Genomic DNA, 16,569 nt, shown 5'->3' with positions numbered 1-16,569 from the left:
CTCGCCGGCTGACACTCCGATTGGCTTTCCCCCCAGTCCACGCGACAACCTGTCGCGGCTGACAATCCGCCTCTTGGACAATGACGACCAAACTTGTATACTAGTATGCAGTTAACGGTGCGTGCAGCGCCGTCGAGACAAGACTGACTGCCGCTGAAGCAGACCCAACGGCAATGGGGCGCGGCGGCGACGGGATGAAATTCAAAGGAGTGTCGGAATGAATATCAAATCCCGCATAGACCGCATCCCTGGTGGGATGATGATCGTTCCCCTGTTCCTCGGCGCCTGCCTGAACACGCTCGCCCCCAGCACGGGCAAGTTCTTCGGGTCCTTCACCAATGGCCTGATCACAGGCACGCTGCCGATCCTGTCTGTTTGGTTCTTCTGCATCGGCGCCAGCATCAGCCTGAAGGCGACCCCGCTGGTTCTGCGCAAGAGCGGGGTGCTGGTCTCGGTCAAGATCCTCACCGCCGCCCTGGCGGGCGTCGTCGCGTCCTGGTTCATCCCGCCGGAGGGCATCACGTCCGGCTTCTTCTCCGGCCTGTCGGTGCTGGCGATCATTGCGGTGATGAACGACACCAACGGCGGCATGTACATGGCACTGATGCAGCAGTACGGCACCAAGGAGGAAGCCGGGGCCTTCTGCCTGATGTGTCTGGAATCCGGCCCCTTCATGACCATGGTCACGCTGGGCATCGCCGGTCTGGCCGCCTTCCCCTGGCAGACGATGGTCGGCGCCCTGCTGCCTTTCCTGATCGGCTTCGCGCTGGGCAATCTCGACAAGGACCTGCGGGCCTTCTTCACCCAGGGCGTCTCGGTGATGGTCCCGTTCTTCGCCTTCGCGCTGGGCAACAACCTGAACTTCTCGACGATTCTCAACACCGGCCTGCTGGGCATCGTGCTGGGTCTGGGCGTCATCGCCGTCACCGGCTGCATGCTGGTCACGGCCGACATCCTGCTGGCGAAGGGCAACGGCACGGCCGGCATCGGAGCGGCGTCCACCGCCGGGGCCGCGGTGACGGTGCCGCCGATCATCGCCTCCATCGAGCCGACCTTTGCGCCGGTCGCGCCGTCCGCCACGGCGCTGATCGCCACCAGCGTGGTCGTCACCGCCCTGTTGACCCCGCCGCTGACGGCATGGTGGGCGCGGCGCTTCGGCGTGCTGTCGCCCCGCTACAAGGCGGCAGAGGCGGTCAGGCTCGCCCAGCCGGTGGGGATCGCCCCGGCGGAATGAGTGAGGCCGGGTGTTCGGCGACTCTGGAGAAAGGCCGCCGGTGGGGTTTCCCGCCGGCGGCCGTTTCATTACTGCTTCTGGGCCGGTGCGGCGTTGTGGTCATGACCGCCGGCACCCATGTGGCCGTCGGCCGCGGGGGCTGCCTGCCCGGCCGCCTCGACGGCAATCTCGACATCGACGTTGCCGGCCTTTTCGAAGCGCAGCGTCATCGGGATGCGGGCGCCCTTCTCCAGTGGCTGCTTGAGGCCGAGCAGCATGATGTGCAGGCCGCCCGGCGCCAGCTTCACCGTTTCTCCCGGGGCGATGGCGATGGGCGGAACCTCGCGCATCTTCATCACACCGTTCTCGTTCAGGTGGGTGTGCAGTTCCGCCTTCTCCGCGGCCGGGGTGGAGGCGGCGACCAGATGGTCTTCCGTCGTCCCGGTGTTGGTCAGCGACAGATAGGCGCCGCCGTTCGGCGCGGACGACGCGGTGGCACGGGCCCAGGGATGGCCGATCTCGATCGGGCCGGCCTTGTAGCTGTGGGCCAGGGCGGTGCCGGCACCGAACAGGGCGATGGCGGCGGCGATGCCGAGAATGCGCTTCATGGACTCTTCTCCTGGAACAGGGCTGTGAACAGCAAGGGGAGGCGCCACGGCGGACAACGCCGCCGGGCTTGGGTCGGGCAGGCTGCAAGACGCGGCGGTCCGGGCAGGAAACTCCTGGCAAGGATCGGGTGTGGCGACTGGCAGCGACGATAAAAACTGGGAAAATCAGGCGGGAGGCATCAGACGGGATGCGGGGGCGCCCGGGCCTGCAGGGTCGACAGGAACCAGCCGGCGGCGATCCGCTCGGCCGGCAGCAGGCCGGTGTCGCGAGCCATGGCAGCGGTCGGGCCAAGGGGTGGCTGCGGCGGCGGCAGAGCCAGCCCGGCGACCAGCGGGCAGAGCGGGCAATGACCGGTCCCGGAGTGCGCCGGGTCCTGCGACCGTCCATGGTCGTCGTCGTGAGCGACGCCGGACGCGCCGACGCCGTAATCGGCCGCATCGGCCTGGATGGTGGTCAGGCCGCCGGAGGAGCAGATCGGCAGGGAAACAGTTTCACCGGTCCGGGCGGCCCCTATCGGTCCGGTGGGCAGGGGCATCCAGCTCCAGGCGACGACCTGCAGCAAAAGCGCCGCCATCCCGGCCACAAGGCCGAGCCGCCGCACCTGTCGCACTGTCATCCGCCCGAAGACCATCCGGCTCCGTCGCCTCCACCATTTCCGGAAGACCCCGGCAGCCGCGGAAGATACCGCAGCATCTGTGACCGGACGAGCGGCAAGTGAAGCCACACCCGGCGAAGGGTTGCGGCAATGGCTCAGGCCAGCAGGCGGAAGGCCGGATCAGGCCGGGACAGCAGATCGCGGCGCAGCGATTCGATGATGGCGTCGTCGCGGGCGGCGCGGGGAACGGTCACGGGCACCTCCGCCACCACCCGCCCCGGCGAGGGCGCCAGCAGAAGCAGCCGGTCGGTCAGGGCCAGGGCCTCGCGCAGATTGTGGGTGACCAGCAGGACGGTGGCCGGCCGCCGGTCCAGCAACCGCATCAGCAGGCCGCGCAGCCGAAGTGCCGTCGGCTCGTCCAGCGAAACGAAGGGCTCGTCCATCAGCAGCAGGTCCGGCTCCACCACGAAGGCGCGGGCCAGCGCCACCCGCCGTGCCATGCCCAGCGACAGCTGGGTCGGGAACCGGTCGGCGAAGGGCGACAGCTCCAGCGCCTCCAGCATGGCGTCGACCGCTGGGCCACGGCGCTGGGCACGCGGCAGCACCAGCGCCAGATTCTGCCGCACGCTGCGCCAGGGCAGCAGGCGCGGTTCCTGGAACACATAGCCCAGCCGTGCCGGTCCGCCGTCCGGCCGCGGCCCGACCTCCACCATGCCGTCGAAGGCGCGGTCCAACCCGGCGACGATGCCGAGCGCGGTCGTCTTGCCGCAGCCGCTGGGGCCGACCAGCGCCACGACCTCCCCTGCCGCGGCGGACAGGGTCAGGCCGCGCACCGCCTCCACCGCGCCGAAGCGCTTGGAGCGGATCTCAAGCGTCAGCGGGCATCCGCCGCCAGCGCTGGCAATATCGTTCGGCCGGCTGGAGGAGGCCGTATTCCAGAAGCTGGACCACGGCCACGAACGCGATGGTGTAAGCCAGGATTCCTGCGACATCGAAGGTCTGGAAAAGGAGGTTGATCTGGAATCCGACACCATCGCTGCGGCCGAGCAGTTCGACCACCAGCACGATCTTCCAGATCAGCGCCAGGCCGGACCGCGCAGCCGCGGCGATGGTGGGGGTGAGTTGCGGCAGCAGCACATGGCGGAGCCGGTCCGCGGGCGACAGGCGGTAGACGCGGGCCATGTCGATCAGCCCCTCGTCGATGGTACGGGACCCGGCCCGCACCAGCACCACCGTGTTGGGAATCTTGTTGACCGCGACGGCGCCGATGGCCGCCGCCTCGGTCAGGCCGAACCAGACATAGGCCAGCACGATGACCACCAGCGCCGGCAGGTTCAGGAAGAAGACCAGCCAGGGGCCGAACAGCCGGTCGACGAAGGGCGAGCGTCCCATCGGCAGGCCCAGCCCGACGCCGATGGACATGGCGAGCGCGAAGGCCGCCAGCACCCGCAGCAGCGTGACGCCCATATGATGGAACAGCGCCCCGTCCTGCGCCTCACGCAGCAGGGCCTGCGCCACCACCAACGGGGTCGGAAGCAGGCGTCCGCCGACGGTCATGGCTGCGGCTTGCCACAGCGCCAGCAGCAGCAGAATGGACGCCAACGGCATCAGGGCGCGGCGCAACGGCTAAGCCCCGCCGGTCCAGAAGGTGCCGGGCGCGATGGTGGGTGCGTCGCCGACCAACTCCCGCCCGCCCAGCCGCGCCAGCAGCGCATAGAGCTTTGCCGCCCCTGCCCGCTCCTCCTCCGTCCAGCGCTGCGGGATGCCATCGCGGTAGCGGTCGCGCAGGGTGCGGAAGGTGGCGTCATCCTCCGCCTGCATCAGCGGGGCGAGCCGCTCCCACGCGGAGTCGGACTGCGCCAGCAGGGTCTTCGCCTGACCGGTGGCGGCCTGGAAGCCGGCGATGGCGGCCGGGTTGGCGCGTGCCCAGTCCTCGCGGAAGACATAGCCGATGGCGGGCACCGTTGCCGATTGGCCCAGCGACTCCAGCATGTCGGACACGGTCATCGACACGCGCATGCCCTTCGCCTCCAGCCGGGCGGCGAACGGCCAATAGGTCAGCACGGCATCCAGGTCGCCGTCGGCGATCTTGCTGTTCAGCAGGGGAGGCGCGGCGAAGAAGGGCTGCGCATCGCGGTCGAGCGACAGCCCGTGCCGGTCCGTTGCCAACGCCTTCAGCAGCAGCCAGCTCTTGTCGAGCGGACTGCCGGCGACGCCGATACGCTTGCCCCGCAGATCGCCGACCCCGGCGATTCCGGAGCCGGCTGGGACCACCAGCGCGCCGACCGCGGTCGAATAGGGGATGAAGCACAGCGCCTCACCCTTGCTGCGCATCCGCGACACCCACAGCCAGTCGGACACGATGATCTCGACCGCACCGGCCTGGAGTGCGATCTGGGTGGCGGGATTCCCGGCCAGTTCGACCAGCTGCAGGGCGATCCCGGCCTGCCTGTCGAAGCCGTGGGCGCGGACGGTGTCGAGTTCCCAGCTGACCGTGCCGAATTTCAGCACCCCGGCGCGGACCACGGACCGGTCGGAGACGGAATCGGACGCCCCTGCCGGCCGGAGTGCCGCCGCCAGAAGCGCGCCGGCCGCCAGCAAGGTCGTCCGTCTGCTACAGCCTGCCGCCATGGTCCCCGTCCGCTCAGTCTTTGGACTGCCAGCTTAAGGGGAGTGTAGATGGTTCGTATATTCAACGATAGGAGGATAAGAGGGGTATCGCCGGCAGATGGGCCGGAGTGTCACAGACCCAGATAGGCCTGCTTCACCGCCGGGTCGGCCAGCAGCGCCTCCCCCGTTCCCGACAGCACCACGCGGCCATTCTCCAGAACATAGGCCGTCTGGGCGATGCGCAGGGAGGCGGCGACATTCTGTTCGACCAGGATGATCGTCATGCCCTCCGCCGCCAGTGCGCGGATGATGCGGAACAACTCCTGCACCAGGGCGGGCGACAGGCCGAGCGACGGCTCGTCGAACATGATCAGGTCGGGCTTGCCCATCAGGCAGCGGCCGATGGCCAGCATCTGCTGCTCGCCGCCGGACAGGGTGCCGGCTGCCTGTTCCAGCCTTTCGCGCAGGCGCGGAAACAGGTCCAGCACGCGGTCATAGGTCTGGCGCGCACCGGCGCGGGCACGCGGGATGACGGCGCCCATCTCCAGATTCTCGCGGATGCTCAGCGTCGGGAAGATCTGCCGCCCCTCTGCCACCTGCCCGACGCCGAGGTCGCAGACGACATGGCTGGGCAGCCCGGCGATCTCGTGGTCCTTGAAGCGGATGCTGCCGCGCGCCGGCTTGAGGATGCCGGCGATGGCACGGATCAGCGAGGTCTTGCCGGCTCCGTTGGCGCCGACGATGGCGGTGGTCTGCCCGGCCGCCACCTGCAGCGTCACGCCATCGAGCGCCTGGGCGTCACCATAGTACAGGTCGAGATCGGATACGGTCAGCATGGCGGCGGGGGTCCGGACAGGCGCGGGGAGCGCCCTCTATAGCGCGATCATTTCAGGAAGAACACCGCACTCATCACCAGCCCGACGGCGATGATGCCGGCGCGCAGCACGGGCTTCGGTATCCTGCGGCCCAGCCGGGCGCCGACATAGCCGCCGGCGACCGCCGCGACCGTCATCAGCAGCGCCTTCGGCCACTCCACCGCCCCGCCCGCCGCATAGGCCACCACGGCTATGGCGGTCAGCACGGCCGAGAACAGGTTCTTCAGCCCGTTCATGGCGTTGAGGTCGGTCATGCCGAACAGGCTCAACTGCGCCAGCAGGAGGATGCCGAGCCCGCCGTTGAAATAGCCGCCATAGACCGAGACGGCGAACAGCGTGCCCAGCATCGCCCCGTTGCCATGCAGCCCGAGGCTGCGCAGCCGTTGCGCCAGCATGGTGCCGAAGGCGAACAGCGCGGTCGCCAGCAGCAGCAGCCAGGGCACGATGCCGCGGAACACCGAATCCGGAGTCACCAGCAGCATCCCGGCCCCGGCAAGCCCGCCGATCAGGCTGACCGCCGACAGCAGCGGCAGGCCGAGCGTGCCGACCGGCGTCAGGTCCTGGCGATAGCCGTAGACCCCGCTGGCATAGCCGGGCAGCAGGGCGACCGTGCCGGTGGCGTTGGCGGCGACCGGCGGCACCCCGGCATAGATCAGGGCCGGCAGGGTCAGGAAACTGCCCCCGCCAGCAACGGCATTCATCGCCCCGGCCAGAAAAGCCGCAGCCAATAAAATCAATTCGGTCATGATATTATGAGCGGTTCCTCAGCTCCCGGCGAATGATCTTGCCGGTGGTGGTCATTGGAAGGTTATCCATGAATTCGATGGCGCGCGGATATTCATGGGCGGCCAGCCGGGTCTTCACATGCTCCTGGATGGAGGTGACCAGCGTATCGTCCGGCGTCACGCCGTCGTGCAAGACGATGAAGGCTTTCACGATTTCCGTGCGCAGCGGATCGGGTACACCGACCACCGCCGCCATGCGGACGGCGGGGTGGCCGATCAGGCAATCCTCGATCTCGCCGGGGCCGATGCGGTAACCGGCCGAGGTGATGACGTCGTCGTCCCGTCCGACGAAGCGGATATAGCCGTCCTCGTCCAACTCGCCCCGGTCGCCGGTGACCAGCCAGTCCCCGACGAACTTGGCCGCGGTTGCATCCGGGTTGTTCCAGTAACCGAGGAACATCACCGGATCCGGCCGGTGCACCGCGATCAGGCCGAGCTGGCCCGGAGCCATGCGGTTGCCTTCCCCGTCGATCACGGCAACGTCATGGCCGGGGACCGGGCGGCCCATGATGCCGGGCTTCGGCGCCATCAGCGTGGTGGCCGAGGAGACGATCATGTTGCATTCGGTCTGGCCGTAGAACTCGTTGATCGTCACGCCGAAGGTTTCGCGTCCCCAGTCGAGCAGCCCGGCGCCAAGGGTCTCGCCGCCGCTGGCGACCGACCGCATGGCGATGGCGTGACGGTCCCGCGGGCTCTTCACCACCCGCATCATCTTCAGTGCCGTCGGCGGCAGGAAGGCGTTGCGAACCTGGAATTCGGCCAGCAGGGCGAAGGCGGCCTCGGCATCGAACTTCTCGAAGCGGTGGGAGACCACGGTCACCCCGTGGTGCCAGGCCGGCAGCAGCACGTCGAGCAGCCCGCCGATCCACGCCCAGTCTGCCGGCGTCCAGATGCGGTCGCCCGGTTGCGGGAACAGGTCGTGCGACATCTCCACCCCCGGCAGATGGCCGAGCAACACCCGGTGGGCATGCAGCGCCCCCTTCGGCTGGCCGGTGGTGCCGGAGGTGTAGATGATCAGCGCCGGATCGTCCGGGCCGGTGTCGGCCGGGGTGAAGCTGTCGGACGCCGCGTCGCACAGCCCGTGCCAGTCCAGGCAATCCGGACCGGCTCCGTCGATGCGGAAGACGGCGCGCAGCTCCGGCAGGCGGTCGCGGATCCGGGCGATCTTGGCGGCACCGGCAGCATCGGTGACCACGGCGCGGGCGCCGCAGTTGGCCAGCCGGTATTCCAGCGCCTCCTCCCCGAACAGCGAGAACAGCGGCACGGCGATGCCGCCCAGCTTGTAGACCGCGACATGGCTGATGGCGGTTTCCGGCGCCTGGGGCAGCAGGATGCCGACCCGGTCGCCCAAGGCAACCCCCTGTGCGGCCAGCACATTGGCGAAGCGGTTGGACAGGGCGCGGATGTCGGAGAACCGATATTCCTCGACCCCGCCGTCGCGCTGCTTGTGGATCAGGGCGATGCGGCCGGGGTTCGTCTCCGCCCAGCGGTCGCAGACGTCGACGCCGATGTTGTAGCGGTCGGGCACGCGCCAGACGAAGGCGCGGGACACCCCTTCCCAGCTGTCCGCTTTGGGCAGCATGTTCGTTCCCTCCCAAGGGCTTGTCGTCGATTCCTTTGTGGAACCGTTGGCATGATCATAGGAGCAAGCGAGGCACCGCGTCACGCGCCGGGAATATGATGCGGGTCAGCCATGTTGATGGTGTCGGGTACGGACAGTTTCGTGCCGCTCCAAACAGGACCCAACAGGACGAGAGCCACCATGAAAGCCAGCCCCTTCCTCGCCGCCGCGCTGACCGCCAGCCTGCTCGCAGCCCCGCTTGCCGGCTGCGCACAGCCCGGCTACGGCGATTCCTATGGCGGCATCAGCGCCAACAAGCAGACGGCCGGCACCGTGCTGGGCGGCGTGGTCGGCGGTCTGGCAGGCTCGCGCTTCGGCGGCGGCAGCGGCAAGCTGGTGGCGGTCGGCGTCGGTACGCTGCTGGGGGCGGCGCTGGGCAACGCGGCCGGCGCCTCGCTCGACCGTGCCGACCAGACTTATGCCCAGCAGGCGGCGGTCAACGCCTACAGTGCGCCGACCGGCAGCACCATCCGCTGGAACAACCCGGACACCGGCAATTACGGCAGCTACACCCCCGTGCGCGAGGGCACCGGGCCGCAGGGCCAGCTTTGCCGCGAGTACCAGACCACCATCGTCGTCCAGGGTCGCACCCAGCAGGGCTTCGGCACCGCCTGCCAGCAGGCGGACGGCAGCTGGCGCGTGGTCAGCTGACGCGAGCATTGGGTGAACGTCAGGGGATGAATGTCAGGCGAGCGCCGTCCGCTTGCGGGCGGCGCCGCCCGACTTCGGCGCCGGGCCGGTCAGGGCGGAGGCGATGCGCAACGCCCCCTGGCCGTCCAGCGGCAGGGCGCATGCCGCGTCCTGCATCCGCTGGCGCTCCCTGAGGTCCTGCCATAGAGCGAGCGCTCGCTCGGCGATGAGCGCGGCGGCTTTCTCCGGGGCACAGTCGCGCGCATCCACTGCGGTGCTCCAGCCAAGTTGGGCGGCATCGCCGCTCGCCATCGCCTGATTGTCGGCGGTGACCACCAGCAGGGTCGGCACCGCCAGTGCCGCCAGCTCGCCCATGGTGCCGCCGCCGGCCGAAACGGCCAGGCCACTGTCGGCCATCAGCGCGCCCATCCGCGGGCAGTCGATCTCCACGGAAATGCCGTCGCCGCCGAGCGCCGCCACGTCCACCGCGCGCGGGTTGCTGCCGCCGACGACGGCAACGATCCGGCAGCCATTGGGCCGCTCTTTCGCCAGCGCTTCAAGACCCGGCCCGGTCAGGCCAAGCGGATCCGAACCGCCGAAGGTCACCAGCAGCAGAGGCCGGTCGGCAGTGCTCCGCCGCGGCGTCTGGGCGGCCAGCCGCACCTCCCGCCGCAACGGTGCATAGCCGGGGCCGAGCAGCAGCAGCGCCCCCGGCGCCATGGCGTCATAGGGAAGGGCGGCGGCCTGTGGTGCCGCATTGACGACGAGGTCGGCGTGCAACGGCGTGCCGTCCCCCAGGTCGTCCCAGGCCAGCACCCGCGCGCCCGCCGCATGAAGACCTGCGCGGTAGGCATCGCCGAAGCGGTAGCCGTCGAGCATCACCGCGCTGCCATGTTCCCGCCGCAACAGCGACCGGGTGGCTGCCAGGTCGGCCGCCTCCCCCACCGGACCGGCGATGGAGACGTGGCGGAAGCCGTCCGCCGTCAGGCGGCGGTCGATGGCGGGGGTGGATTCCACCGTGACGAACAGCGCTTCGTGCCCCTGGTCGCGCAAGGCTTCGGCCACGGCGAGGCAGCGCATGACATGTCCGGTGCCGATGGTGGGCGAGGCGTCGGCGCGGATGAGGATGACGGCCATGGCGCTGGTCCGAAGAGGTCGGTGCTGCGGGTCGGGCACCGGGTCTGGTCGATGCGCATCTTGGCCCGGCACCCTGCCCCAAGTCCAGTGGCAGACGGCGGCCCGTGCGGAGGCAATTTGCGGTCCGCGCGTCTCCGGTCAGGTGTCGCGGCCGGCGATGACGCTGGCGGCGGTGGCGAGGCTCTCCGGGGTGCCGATGTCGAGGAAGCGTGCCTTGGCGACATGGGCGTTCAGGGTGCCGGACGGCAGTTTCTCCAGCACGTCGCGCTCCAGCGACACCGCTCCCGCCGCGACGAAGCGGTCGAGGAACGCGGCGGAGAACAGATAGACCCCGGCATTGATGGTGCCCGTACCCGGCGCCTTGTCGAGGAAGCGGCGGACCCGGCTGTCGGGGCCGATCTCCACCCGCACGAAACGGGAGGCGTCCTCCACCGTCACGCACAGCACCGACGCCTCCGCCCCGGACAAACGGTGCGAGGCGATGAAGGCGCGCAGGTCGGCGTCGAGAAAGGTGTCGCCGTTCACCACCAGGATGGTGCTGCTGCGCAGCTCCTTGCGCACATAGCCCAGGGCGCCCGCGGTGCCGAGCGGGCGCGGTTCGATCTGGCAGACCACATCGATGGTGCCTGCCGAATCACCACGGGCGAGCCAGGCGGTCACCCGGTCGGCCAGATGGCCGAGGCACAGCACCACCCGACGCGATCCGTAGGTGGACAGGTAGTCGAGGAGATGACCGAGGAAGGCACGGCCCGCAATCGGAGCCAGAACCTTCGGCGTGTCCCCCAGAACGCCCCGGATGCGCGTGCCAAGCCCGCCGGCAAGCACCGCAACGTCAATGTTGGCAAGAGCGTCCTCAGACCGCACCGACCGTCCTTTCCCTGAAATCCCGCCCTGGAACCCAGTTGTCGCAATCCGGCTCGTGCAAGCAGCTTACGACGGCGCAGGCGCCGGGTCATCCACTCTGCGCGGAACCCGGCAGCCATAGTCGATAATGGGCGCGCACGGGAATCGCAATGCGGAATTGCGCCGACCGCCCTCTTCCGATGGTCATGAGACCCTCCGGCACTCCCTGGCCAGACGGTGCAGGCGGTGCGCGACGGCATCGAGCGTCGCGTCATGGTCGCCGGATCGGCCGATCAGCACCATGGACGGGAACCAGGGCCGGATCGCGGTACCCAGTGCCGACCAGTCATTGCCCGCCCCGATCCGCCAGACCGGGACGCCGAGCGCCGCGGCCAGTTCCCCCACCGCGGTCGGCGCGGAAATGACGAGGTCCAGCCCTGACATCAGCGCTGCTACACCCTCCAGATCGTTCCGCTGGTCAAGATCGGCCCAGTGGTGCAGGACGGTGCCGAAACGGCGCAGGGCGTCCTTCCGTTCGGCTTCGTGCTCGTCATATTGCAGGCTGACGAAGGCCACGCCGGGCACGGCGAAGACCCGCTCCCATTGGTCGATCCGGCTGTAGGCGCCGGCCCGATCGGCCGTCATCCGGCTGCTGCGCCAGCAGACGCCCACCCGCAGCAGTGGGCCGCAGGCGGCAAGCCGGTCGCGCCAATCCGCCGCCAGCTCCGGTTCGGGAGCCAGGAATGGAGCGGTCGCGGGGAAGTGCCGCAGGCCGGGTCGCAGCCGCGCGGCAATGCAGCCCATTGGCGCGTGGCAATCGGCATCCCGTGGATCCGCTGTGGGTGCCCGGACCTTCGCTCCCGGCAAAGCGCGGCTGAACAGGCCGGTCAGGCGCGGGTCGCATTCGACGATCACCGGATCGGCTTGCATCTGGCCGGCATGACGGAGCAGGTCGGGTAGGACCGTTCCGAACAGTATCTCGTCGCCCAGCCCCTGCTCTCCCCACACCAGGAGTCGGCGGCGGGTCAAGGCTTCGCCTTGCCAATGTGGAATGGAGAATTGGCGGGACAGGGCATCGCCGATGGCGAAGCGGTGGGTGTAGTCGTCCCAGCCGCCGCCCAGATCCCCGTCGGCAAGCCGCAGCAGGGCACGGTTCATGTGCGCTTCGGCCCGGTTGGGCGCCAGTCTCAACGTCCGGTCGGCGACTTTCGCGGCGAGCGGACGCTCGCCCCGCATCAACAGGGTGTGGCCATGGTTGACCAGCGCGTCCACCAGATCGGGTGCCAGAGCCAGCGCGCGCCGGTGGGCATGCATCGCATCCGTCCAGTGACCATGCCCGGCAAGGGCCATGGCAAGATTGGACCAGCCCTTGGCGGAGACCGGGGCGAGGCGCAGGGCGCGGCGGGACTGGCCGATGGCCTCGGCGAAGCGGCCCTGCCCCTTCAAAGCGGCCGCAGCCGTCATCAGCACCCCGGCAAGGCTGGGCGCCAGGGTTGCCGCAAGATGACAGGCAGCCCCGGCTTCTGCGAAGCGCCGGGCGGCGAGCAGCGCGGCGGCGAGATTGCCCCAGCCCTCCGCCTGTGTCGGGCGCAGCCGGACGACGCGGCGGTGAATCGTCACCGCCTCTGCCGCGGCCCCAGCCGTCTGGAGCGCCACGCCGAGGTTGCCCAGCGCTTCGGGAAAGGCCGGGTTCAACGCTGCCGCCCGCCGGTGCCATTGGATCGCCGCCCCGCTCCTGCCGAGCCGCAGCAGGGTAAGGCCGCCGTTGGTCCAGGCCGCAGGGTGGCCTGGAGCCGCTGCCACCGCCTTGCGGTGGAGGATCTCTGCCTCCGGCAGGCGGCCCTGACGGTGGAAAGCGACCGCCTGCGCCGCCAGCTTCTCTCCCTCTGCGGATACCCTCTCCCCGGGGGGGGAGAGGGCGGTCGCCGGGATGGAGAGCGATTTCAACGCCTGGGCCATGTCGGCAATTGTGGCCGACAGCGGCTTGCCGGGGCGGGGTTGGAACAGGCGCATCGACGGGTACCAGGGACGGACGCCGGCCCCCAGCTGCGTCCAGTCGCGGGTGCCGAAGCGCCAGACCGGCGTGCCCAGCGCGCCGGCCAGTTCGCCGACCGACATGGCCGGCGAGATGACGAGGTCGAGCCCGGCGATCAAGGCGGCAACGCCGTCGAAGTCGTCCTTGCGGTCAAGATCGTCCCAGCGGTGCAGGCGGATGCCGAAATGCCGCTCGGCCTGGCGGACCTCCTCCTCCACCTCGCCATATTGCAGCAGCACCCACTCGATGCCCGGCAGCGCGAACAGCGGTGCCCAGCTGTCCAGCGGCAGATAGGCGACGCTGCGTTCCGCCGTCATCATCTGGCTGCGCCAGCCGATGCCGACGCGCAGACCGGCACCGAGGACTGCCAAGCGGTCGCGCCATCGCGTCACCAAGACAGGGTCGGGAACCAGCCAGGACGGGCGCGCTGGAAATTCGGCCAGCCGGCGGCGGAGCACGCGGGGCAAGGACCCCATCGGCACATGGCGGTCATAGTCGGGAATCGCCATCGTCTCCCGCCCCTGCGCGTCCAACTGCTCGGCCCGCACCCGCAAGGTGGGGAAGGAGCGGGCGAACAGCGGCACCAGACGGCGGTCGACCTCCAGGATGGTGGAGACGGCACGGCCAGCCAATTCCGGGCAGAGGGCGGCGAACAGGATGGTGTCGCCCACCCCCTGCTCTCCCCAGATCATCAGGCGACGGCCGGTCAAATCCTCGCCACGCCAGGGTTGAACCCGGGGCGCGCGCCCCTGCCCAACCTGCCCCGACCCGAAGCGCCAGCCATAGCCGGGCCAGCCGCGGTCGAGGTCGCCGGCCTCCAGCCGCAGCAGTCCCTTGTTGAAATGGGCGAGCGACAGATCCGGCCGCAGCGTCAGTGCCCGGTCATAGCAACGCTCCGCCCCCTCGCCATCGCCCAGCCGTTGCCGGGCGAGCCCGAGATTGCTCCAGGCCTCGCCATAGGCCGGGTCGAGCGCCAGGGCGCTGCGATAGCAGTCGGCGGCACCGGCATGATCGTGCCGGCCTTGTCGCAGATGACCGAGATTGTTCCGGGCTGGCGCCTCCAGCGGCGCCAGCCGGATGGAACGGCGCTGCGACCGTTCGGCTTCGCCGAAATGCTCGGCGCTGCGCAGGGCGTTGCCCAGGTTGGTGTGGGCTTCCGGCAGCACGGGATCCAGCGCCAGCGCCACATGCCAGGGCCTCCAGGCGTCGGCGGTGCGGCCATTGGCGTGACGGGCATTGCCCAGGTTGTTCCAGGCGCTTGCGAAGTCCGGACGGTGGCGGATCGCCGCCCGGTGCAGTGCCTCCGCCTCGGCATAGCGCCCCTGGGTGTTGCGGACGCTGCCAAGATTGTTCAGCGCATCGGCATGGCCGGGGTCGATGGCGGTCGCCGCGTCGAAACAGGTGGCAGCATCCTCAAGCTGTCCAAGAACTTTAAGGCAAAGGCCCAACCCATTGAGAGAAAATGAGTCACGCGGATCGAGGCGCAATGCATCCGCGTAACGTTCCGCTGCGTCCTCGATCCGGCCGGCGGCATGGAGTGCGGCGGCCAGAGCAGACAGCGCCGCGGGATCGGCGGTGCCGCCACCCAGTTCCGCCGCTTTGCGCAACGCTTCGGCGGCCTCCTGCAGTCGGCCGAGATGGCGGAGGCTGACGGCACGGTTGGTCCAGGGGCGCGGGTCTCCGGACAGAAGATCGGCTGCGCGGGCGTGGGCGATCAGCGCCTCTTCCGCCCGGCCGAGTCCCTGGAGGGCGGCACCGAGATTGAGGTGGGCATCGGCCAAGTCGGGCGACAGACGGGCGGCCTCGGCGTAATGGCTTGCCGCCTCCGCCAGCCGGTTCTGTGCCGCCAGCACCAGACCGAGATTGAAGTGGGCACCGACATGGGTGGGATCACGGTCCAAAGCCCGGCGTTGCGACGCTTCCGCTTCGTCGAGTCGCCCCAGCCGTTGCAGAACGATGCCATGGTTGGCGTGATAGTCCGGAACCTCCGGCGCCAGCTCCACAGCTTTTTCAATGAATTCAATAGCTTGTAGATTGTCGTTGCACTGATGGATGAGTACGCCCAGCAGATGCAGGGCATCGGCATGGCGCGGTTCGGCCTGAAGCACGCGACGGTAGAGCGGCTCCGCGGCGTCGAAGGCGCCGAGCTGATGGTGGCGGAGCGCTTCGGCGAACCAGTCTGCAACGCTCACAAATCACCTTGGGAAAGTCTGGCAAGCATCTGACATGCTTTTGGAATAGCTCCGCCGACCCCTTCTCCCCCCTCTGGCTGTATGCAGCGCATGGAGGGGAACCAGGGGCGCACCGCGGTGCCGAGTTGCGTCCAGTCGCGTCTTCCCAGCCGCCACACCGGGGTGCCCAGTGCCGCCGCCATCTCGCCGGCCGACGATGCGACGGTGACTGCCAGATCCAGGTTCGCCATCAGCGCCGCGGTGCCGTCCAGATCGGCGATCTGGTCGAGGTCCGGCCAGCGATGGATGCGCAGGCCCAGGCGGCTTTCGACCGCCGCAATCTCCTCCTCGCGTCCGTCATATTGCAGGCTGACGGCTTGCAGGCCGTGCAGGCGCAGCAGAGGCGCCCAATCCTCCAGTGCCGTGTAGGCCTGCCGGCGCTCGGTGGTGACGCGCTGGCTGGTCCAGGCGATGCCGACCCTCAGGCCGGGGCCGAGCGCAGTCAGCCGCGACCGCCATGCCGCAACCTGGGCCGGATCCGGTTTCAGCCAGCCGACGGGTGGCGGCGGTACCGGGGCGGTCTTCCACAGCAGGCGCGGCAAGGAACCGAAGGGCAGATGGCAGTCGGCATCGGCTGGCCGCCGGGAAGGCGCCCGCACGAGGGTGCCGGGGAAGGAGCGCTGGAACAGCGGGACCAGCCTCGGCTCGCATTCGACGATGGTGCGGGGAAAGCGCGCGAGCGCTTCCGGCAGCAGGGCGCCGAACATCAGCTCGTCACCCAACCCCTGTTCGGCCCACAGCAGCAGGCGGCGCCCGCCGAGGTCGTCCCCGTTCCATTCCGGGATGTTGAAGGGTCGTCTCGGCTTCAGGCGACCGGAGTCGAAACGGACGGCATAGTCCTCCCACCCCTCCTCCAGCCGGCCCTGGCGCAGGCGCAGGATGGCGCGGTTGAAGCGGGCGAGCGCCTGCGCCGGATCGGCCTCCAGGGCTTGCGCGAATTCCTGCTCCGCCCCCGCATCGTCCCCCAGATCCTGGAGGGCGAGTGCAAGATTGGTGTGGGCAGCGGCATAGCCGGGGCGGAGGTCGAGCGCACGCCGTTGCAACTCGGCCGACTCCGCGGGCAGTCCTTGCAGGCGGCGGACAGTGCCGAGATTGGTCATCGCCTCCGCCATCGTCGGGTCGAGCCGCAGGGCACGGGCGAAGGCATCGGCTGCCGGTGCGATCGGGTCGGTAGTCTGAAGGGCGAGTCCGTGGGCGTTCCACCCTTCGGCATCCGCCGGTTCCAGCGTCAGGTAACGGCGATAAGCCGGACTTGAGTCGTCCTGGCGGCGTTGCAGCGATCCAGCGAGGGCCAGAGCCGCCGCAGCATGATCCGGCCGGCGGGCCAGCACGGCCCGCAGGGTTGCTTCCCCCTCGTCGGCCCGGCCCAGGTCGAGCAGGGCGAA

At 69.4% G+C, this 16,569-nt stretch carries 14 protein-coding genes; 2 read left to right on the top strand and 12 right to left on the bottom strand.

The window, feature by feature from the left end:
• Positions 1 to 217 precede the first annotated feature (217 nt).
• The gene (gene kdgT / locus I71_RS22770; protein WP_042698691.1) at positions 218 to 1,234 is read left to right on the top strand and encodes a 2-keto-3-deoxygluconate transporter; all 1,017 of its coding nucleotides are present in this window, start codon (positions 218 to 220) and stop codon (positions 1,232 to 1,234) included.
• Between the two features lie 68 nt (positions 1,235 to 1,302).
• Here the strand turns inward: kdgT and I71_RS22765 are convergent, their stop codons facing one another.
• The 8 genes from I71_RS22765 to I71_RS22730 form a co-directional block, all read right to left on the bottom strand.
• Complete coding sequence (locus I71_RS22765) at positions 1,303 to 1,821, bottom strand: copper chaperone PCu(A)C (RefSeq protein WP_042698688.1); 519 nt, start codon at positions 1,819 to 1,821, stop codon at positions 1,303 to 1,305.
• A gap of 179 nt (positions 1,822 to 2,000) precedes the next feature.
• A complete protein-coding gene (locus I71_RS22760) occupies positions 2,001 to 2,438 on the bottom strand; it encodes a DUF2946 family protein (protein ID WP_244433995.1) in 438 nt (145 codons plus the stop codon).
• A 134-nt stretch (positions 2,439 to 2,572) separates the two neighbouring features.
• Positions 2,573 to 3,250: an ABC transporter ATP-binding protein gene (locus I71_RS22755; protein ID WP_244433994.1), complete on the bottom strand. Its 678-nt coding sequence runs from the start codon at positions 3,248 to 3,250 to the stop codon at positions 2,573 to 2,575.
• A gap of 34 nt (positions 3,251 to 3,284) precedes the next feature.
• Positions 3,285 to 4,040 carry an ABC transporter permease gene (locus I71_RS22750; protein WP_305765043.1) on the bottom strand — a complete coding sequence of 252 codons (756 nt, stop codon included), beginning with the start codon at positions 4,038 to 4,040 and terminating at the stop codon, positions 3,285 to 3,287.
• A gap of 3 nt (positions 4,041 to 4,043) precedes the next feature.
• A complete protein-coding gene (locus tag I71_RS22745) occupies positions 4,044 to 5,048 on the bottom strand; it encodes an ABC transporter substrate-binding protein (RefSeq protein WP_042698683.1) in 1,005 nt (334 codons plus the stop codon).
• A gap of 110 nt (positions 5,049 to 5,158) precedes the next feature.
• Complete coding sequence (locus I71_RS22740; RefSeq protein WP_042698681.1) at positions 5,159 to 5,863, bottom strand: ABC transporter ATP-binding protein; 705 nt, start codon at positions 5,861 to 5,863, stop codon at positions 5,159 to 5,161.
• 47 nt (positions 5,864 to 5,910) lie between these two features.
• Positions 5,911 to 6,648: a sulfite exporter TauE/SafE family protein gene (locus I71_RS22735; RefSeq protein ID WP_042698679.1), complete on the bottom strand. Its 738-nt coding sequence runs from the start codon at positions 6,646 to 6,648 to the stop codon at positions 5,911 to 5,913.
• 4 nt (positions 6,649 to 6,652) lie between these two features.
• Positions 6,653 to 8,269 (bottom strand): acyl-CoA synthetase, encoded by a 1,617-nt coding sequence (locus I71_RS22730; RefSeq protein WP_042698677.1) that lies wholly within the window; start codon positions 8,267 to 8,269, stop codon positions 6,653 to 6,655.
• A gap of 180 nt (positions 8,270 to 8,449) precedes the next feature.
• On the opposite strand from I71_RS22730, the gene I71_RS22725 reads away from it, so the two are divergent.
• Positions 8,450 to 8,959, top strand: a complete 510-nt coding sequence (locus I71_RS22725) for an RT0821/Lpp0805 family surface protein (RefSeq protein WP_042698675.1) — start codon at positions 8,450 to 8,452, stop codon at positions 8,957 to 8,959.
• Between the two features lie 33 nt (positions 8,960 to 8,992).
• Here I71_RS22725 and pseG read toward each other — a convergent pair whose 3' ends face one another.
• From pseG to I71_RS22705, 4 genes are all read right to left on the bottom strand, one after another.
• Positions 8,993 to 10,075, bottom strand: coding sequence for a UDP-2,4-diacetamido-2,4,6-trideoxy-beta-L-altropyranose hydrolase (pseG, locus tag I71_RS22720; RefSeq protein WP_042698674.1), 1,083 nt, complete (start codon positions 10,073 to 10,075; stop codon positions 8,993 to 8,995).
• Between the two features lie 138 nt (positions 10,076 to 10,213).
• Positions 10,214 to 10,939, bottom strand: a complete 726-nt coding sequence (locus I71_RS22715; RefSeq protein ID WP_042698671.1) for a nucleotidyltransferase family protein — start codon at positions 10,937 to 10,939, stop codon at positions 10,214 to 10,216.
• A gap of 183 nt (positions 10,940 to 11,122) precedes the next feature.
• Positions 11,123 to 15,145: a tetratricopeptide repeat protein gene (locus I71_RS22710; protein ID WP_042698668.1), complete on the bottom strand. Its 4,023-nt coding sequence runs from the start codon at positions 15,143 to 15,145 to the stop codon at positions 11,123 to 11,125.
• A partial coding sequence (locus I71_RS22705; protein ID WP_042698665.1) for a tetratricopeptide repeat protein occupies positions 15,142 to 16,569 on the bottom strand: 1,428 nt, incomplete at its 5' end. The genes I71_RS22710 and I71_RS22705, both read right to left, overlap by 4 nt.

This window comes from Azospirillum sp. B506 (assembly GCF_000333595.1).
GTDB lineage: Bacteria > Pseudomonadota > Alphaproteobacteria > Azospirillales > Azospirillaceae > Azospirillum.
This window is presented reverse-complemented; position numbering and strand designations above follow the sequence as displayed.